Origin of the sequence: Aquitalea palustris, from assembly GCF_003693445.1 — a bacterium.
GTDB classification, from domain to species: Bacteria; Pseudomonadota; Gammaproteobacteria; order Burkholderiales; family Chromobacteriaceae; genus Aquitalea; species Aquitalea palustris.
On record NZ_RFAR01000053.1, the window covers coordinates 1 to 5086 of the forward strand.

The 5086-nt window shown below is 61.0% G+C and carries 5 protein-coding genes; 1 reads left to right on the plus strand and 4 read right to left on the minus strand.

The features are described from left to right. The 3 genes from EAY64_RS13180 to EAY64_RS13190 all read right to left on the minus strand — a co-directional run. Window positions 1–1085 (minus strand): methyl-accepting chemotaxis protein (locus EAY64_RS13180; RefSeq protein ID WP_103525215.1); only part of this gene is annotated, 1085 nt, incomplete at its 3' end. Between the two features lie 227 nt (window positions 1086–1312). Continuing rightward, entirely contained in the window at window positions 1313–2188 is an 876-nt protein-coding gene (locus EAY64_RS13185) for a pirin family protein (RefSeq protein WP_103525216.1), read from the minus strand. Window positions 2189–2252: 64 nt separating this feature from the next. Continuing rightward, window positions 2253–3107, minus strand: a complete 855-nt coding sequence (locus EAY64_RS13190) for a pirin family protein (protein ID WP_103525217.1) — start codon at window positions 3105–3107, stop codon at window positions 2253–2255. 124 nt (window positions 3108–3231) lie between these two features. On the opposite strand from EAY64_RS13190, the gene EAY64_RS13195 reads away from it, so the two are divergent. Beyond that, window positions 3232–4164 carry a LysR family transcriptional regulator gene (locus tag EAY64_RS13195; RefSeq protein ID WP_103525218.1) on the plus strand — a complete coding sequence of 311 codons (933 nt, stop codon included), beginning with the start codon at window positions 3232–3234 and terminating at the stop codon, window positions 4162–4164. 46 nt (window positions 4165–4210) lie between these two features. Here the strand turns inward: EAY64_RS13195 and EAY64_RS13200 are convergent, their stop codons facing one another. After that, complete coding sequence (locus EAY64_RS13200) at window positions 4211–4882, minus strand: GntR family transcriptional regulator (RefSeq protein WP_103525219.1); 672 nt, start codon at window positions 4880–4882, stop codon at window positions 4211–4213. Between the last annotated feature and the right edge of the window lie 204 nt (window positions 4883–5086).

Below are 5086 nucleotides of genomic sequence, written 5' to 3' on the forward strand. Positions count from 1 at the left end.
TCATCGGCCACCACGGCAAAGCCACGGCCCATTTCGCCCGCACGAGCAGCTTCGATGGCGGCGTTCAGGGCCAGCAGATTGGTCTGATCGGCGATGTCCTTGATGGTCTGCACAATGCTGCCGATGTGCTCGGAGTTTGTCCCCAGCTGCTGGACATTGTCGCCGGCCTTGCCGATATCCACGGCCATATCCTCGATTTCGTGCACCGCCTGCTGCACACTGCTGACACCCTCGTCAGCCCAGTGGCGGGTTTGTTGCGAGGTGTTGAAAGCAAACACGGCGCTATCCTGCTCCTGCTGCTGCCGTTTCACGCTCTCGGTGACATCGGTGGCGAACTTGATGATGGAGATGACCTTGCCTTCGCTGTCGAATACCGGGTTGTAAGTGGCCTCCAGCCAGCGTTCGCTGCCATCGCGGGCGATCCGGACGATGCGGCCGGAGAAGAACTGTCCGCCACGCAGATTGTTCCACAAGCGCTGGTAGCTTTCGCTTTGCACCAGTTCGTTTGAACACAGCTGGCGGTGATTGCGCCCGATCAGCTCTTCCTTGCCATAGCCCATGGTGCTGAGGAAATTGGCGTTGGCGCTGATAATGGTGCCATCGGGCTGGAATTCGATGACCGCCATCGAGCGGTCGATGGCATTGAGTGCCGCCTGGTTTTTCTGTGCGGCCAATACCTTGTCGCTGACGTCACTGGCGAACTTGATGAAGCCGGTCAGCTTGCCGCCAGCATCGCGCACCGGGTTGTAACTGGCTTCCAGCCAGACAGGCGAGCCATCCTTCTTCAGGCGCATGATCTGGCCGGTAAAGGGCAGGCCACGCTGCAGGCTGTCCCAGAAGCTGGCGTACTCGCGCGAGTTGGCGTAGCCCGCATCGCAGAAGGTACGGTGATGCAGGCCCAGCAGTTCTGCTGCGCTGGCATAGCCCATGGTGCGGGCAAAGTTTTCGTTAGCGTGCACCACCTTGCAGTCCAGATCGAAGCGAATGATGGCGGTGGAAGCGCTGACGGCATCCAGCAAGCCCTGTAGCTGCTGATTGATGTTGGCCTGCGCTTCCAGTTGTGCCTGCAGCTTGCGGTTAAACATGGCCTTCTCCTGTCTGCTGATCCTGTGGGCCAGCGCTCGACGCCAGAGCTGGCGTTTCTGGTCAGGGCAGTTGAGGTATTGTGGAAAATACTTAGCTTAAGCAAAGAAAATATCTTTTATTGCCTAAGAAAATTCAACCCTGCGCGGCGTGTTGTTTCTGGGTTAAGGCGGGCTCTGTGGCAAGCCAGCCCATGGTTGGTCAGCCATGGGCTGGTCAACCGAGGAAATCAGCGATGTGATGGCAAGGGGATGAACTCGGTTTCACCGGGTACGGCGGCAAAGCGCCCCTGCTGCCAGTCGTCCCTTGCCTGGCGGATGCGCTCCATGCGGCTGGAGACAAAGTTCCAGTCCAGGATGCGGTGGGCATCTGGCGTGGGCCCAGCCAGCAAGGCCAGGCGGCTGGCTTGTTCGGCAACGATGCGGACTTCCTGCGACTCGGCTGCCAGCAGTCCCAGCTCACCGGCTTGCAGCGACTCGCCGCCCAGGCTGATGCGGCCACTGGCCAGATAGATGCCGCGTTCGGCAAAGCCGGCGGGAATGACCAGCTCCGCTCCGGCGGCCATCTCGATCACCGCATACAGGGCCTCGCCGGGAAAGGCGACCGGCGAGCGGCGTCCCCAGGCCTGGCCCAATACCAGTTGTACCTGGCTGCCATCCTGCTGCCAGAGTGGTAGCTCAGTGCTGGCATAGTGCATGAACGCGGGCTCGCACTCTTCCTGATCCAGCGGCAGCGCCAGCCAGAGTTGCAGCCCTTCCACCGCCTGGCCGCTGCTGCGGATGTCGTCCGGAATGCGCTCCGAATGCACGATGCCACGGCCGGCTACCATCAGGTTGGCCGCGCCCGGCTCAATGCGCTGCATGCTGCCCAGGCTGTCACGGTGCTGCATGGCGCCGCTGAACAGATAGGTGAGGGTGGCCAGACCGATATGCGGGTGTGGCCGTACATCATTGCTGCGCTCGGTCAGGTTGAAGTGGGCCGGCCCCATGTGGTCGAGAAAAATGAAGGGGCCAATGTGGCGCGCCTGCCCGCTGGGTAGCAGGCGTCGTACCGGAAAGCCGATATCGCTGGTTTTGGCGCTGATGCGCGCGCTCCATGTAGTCATCTGTCTACCCTCCGTGCTTTATCAGAAAACAGGCCAGCCGGCTGGCCTGTTCTGGTGTGTGGCATTAAAAACGACCGTTGCGGAAATCGTCGGCTGCAGCGTCCAGTTCGGCGCGGGTATTCATCACGAATGGTCCCCACTGGGCAATCGGCTCGTTCAGCGGTTTGCCGGCCAGCAGCAGGAAGCGGGCGGGCTGTACGCTATCGACCCGGATGCCGCTGGCGGCGCCGTCATTGGTCAGAATCGCCATCTGGCGCTGGCGCACCACTTGTTCATGGCTGCCAGCCTGTACCTCGCCCTGATAAACATAGAGGAAGGCATTGTGTCCTGCCGGGATGGCAAAAAATTCACTCTGCCCACCTGCCAGATGCACGTCCAGATACAGCGGTTCGGTATCCAGGCGCTGGATGGCAGCCGGCTGGTTGTCCACGCAACCGGCAATCAGCCGCAGATGGCTGCCGGCAGCAGTGTCGCGCTCCGGAATCTCGGCACTGGGGATGTCGCGATACCAGGGGTCTATCATCTTGTTTTTGGCCGGCAGGTTCACCCACAGCTGAAAACCGTGCATCAGGCCGTCTTGCTGCTCGGGGATTTCCGAATGCACCAGGCCACGACCGGCGGTCATCCACTGCACGCCGCCCGGCCCCAGCAGGCCTTCCTGACCGGTGCTGTCGCGGTGGCGCATGCGGCCATCCAGCATATAGGTGACGGTTTCAAAGCCACGGTGCGGATGGTCGGGGAAGCCGGCGATATAGTCGTCCGGATTGTCCGAGCGGAATTCGTCCAGCATCAGGAAGGGGTCGAGCCGGCGTTGCAGATCGTGGGTCAGTACCCGCAGCAGGCGGACACCGGCGCCGTCTGATACTTCCATGCCGTTGACCAGGCCTTCCACTTCACGGCTGATGGCTTGCTTGCTCATTGCGATTCTCCTTGCTCGTGGGCGGACAGAATGTCTGGCCCTGCTTGATGTCTGGCATTATTGCAGTGGAAATAATGATAAAAAAGCGCAAAAATCAGTAGATATTTATCGGAAAATCAAATCAATGAAACAGGCAAAAACCACCTGGGAGCAGTGGCAGGTGTTGCAGAGCATTGTCAGCGAAGGCGGTTTCGCCCAGGCCGCCGCACAGCTGCATCGTAGCCAGTCTTCAGTGAGCTATATGGTGGCACGGTTGCAGGAGCAGCTGGGTGTGGAGCTGCTCAGCCCACAGGGGCGGCGCATGCAGCTGACTCCGGCCGGCGAGGTGCTGCTGCGCGATGCACAAAATGTGCTGGCGGCTGCCCTGCGGCTGGAGGACAAGGCGCGAGCCTTGCAGCAGGGCTGGGAGGCCGAGGTGCGGCTGGCGGTGGACAGCCTGTTTCCCACCCCGGCATTGCTGCCGGCGCTGGGGCAGTTTGCCACGCATTGCGCCAATACCCGCTTGCAAATGCATGAGGTGGTGATGTCGGGGGCTGATGATGCCCTGCATGGTGGGCAGGTGGAGCTGGCGGTGGCGGGGCGGGTGCCGCAGGGTTTTCTGGGAGACTGGCTGCTGGATGCCGAATTCGTGGCCTGTGCAGCGCCACATCATCCCTTGCATGCGCTTGGCCGGCCGCTGGGCATGGAAGATCTGCAACAGCAGGTGCAGGTGGTGTTGCGCGACTCCGGCCAGCGTCAGCCGCGTGACGAAGGCTGGCTGGGTGCCTGGCAGCGCTGGACGGTATCTCAGCCGGAAACGGCCATCGCGGCTGTGGAACAGGGCTTTGCCTTTGGCTGGCTGGCCTGGCACCGCATTGCCGACAGCGTGGCGGCGGGCCGGCTCAAGCCCTTGCCGCTGACGCATGGTGTTTTGCGCAAGGCTGGCTTGTATCTGGTGCTGGCCGATCCGCCAGCGGCCGGGCCAGCCACTTTGCAGCTGGCAAGCTGTCTGCGTGCCGAGGCCGAGCGCTGGCGCGCGCAGTACCAGGCTTATCCCGGCCCGGACGGTACAAAGTAAAACGACCAGCGTGGCTGGTCGTTATCGATATTGCTGCGCGGCCGGTTCAGTGGCCTTGCTGGCCTTGCAGGTAATGCTCCAGCGCATGACCTGCCGACAGGATGTGGAAGCGGATGAATTCAGCCGCTTCTTCGGCGGCGCCTTGCTTGCACAACTCCAGCAGCCGGGTGTGCTCCTCGTGGGCGCGCTCCATGGTGCGGGTAAACAGGATCTGCATACGGGTGTAGCGATCGGTCTTGTTGTGCAGCTGTTCGATCAGGGCCAGGGTATTGGGGCGTTTGGCCGCACGATACAGCGCCAGATGAAAGCGCGAGTTGAGTTCGCCCCAGTGGCGAACGTCATTTTTCTGCAGGGCCACTTCGAATTCGTGCAGGGTCTGCTCGGCCAAGGCGATGTCAGCCGAGGTCTGACAGGGAATGGAAGCCTTGAGCACCGAGCTTTCCAGCATGGCGCGGATTTCCAGCAGCTCCAGCACGTCGTCCAGCGATAACTTGGAGACGATGGCACCCTTGTGGTCGATGATCTGGATCAGCCCTTCGGCCTCCAGTTGGCGCAGTGCTTCACGCACCGGCACCCGGCTGACGCCGTATTCATTGGATAGCGCTTCCTGGCGCAATTGTTGGCCGTCGACGAATTCTCCCGAGAGAAGGCGCTGGCGAAGCGATTCGGTTACGGCACTGGTCAGCGTCTGGCGCTTGATCGGCTGCAGGGTAGTCATGGTTTTTAGTGTCTGTCAGTCAATCGGATAAATGCAAATGTATTCGATTATACGGAGCTTGTACTGTCAGACAAGAGGACATTGCGTAGGTTTTTGTCGCAAATGTGAAAGAATTTGCCAAAGACAAAAGAAAAACCCGGCCGGGGCCGGGTTTTTCTTTTCAGACTGGGGTGGATGATGGGGCTCGAACCCACGACAACAGGA

What these genes read in the sequence shown, in the direction of transcription:
- EAY64_RS13185 (WP_103525216.1), bottom strand. Translation starts at nt 2,188, where the DNA reads ATGACTACATGGAGCGCGCGCATCAGCGCCAAAACCAGCGATATCGGC.
- EAY64_RS13190 (WP_103525217.1), bottom strand. Translation starts at nt 3,107, where the DNA reads ATGAGCAAGCAAGCCATCAGCCGTGAAGTGGAAGGCCTGGTCAACGGC.
- EAY64_RS13195 (WP_103525218.1), top strand. Translation starts at nt 3,232, where the DNA reads ATGAAACAGGCAAAAACCACCTGGGAGCAGTGGCAGGTGTTGCAGAGC.
- EAY64_RS13200 (WP_103525219.1), bottom strand. Translation starts at nt 4,882, where the DNA reads ATGACTACCCTGCAGCCGATCAAGCGCCAGACGCTGACCAGTGCCGTA.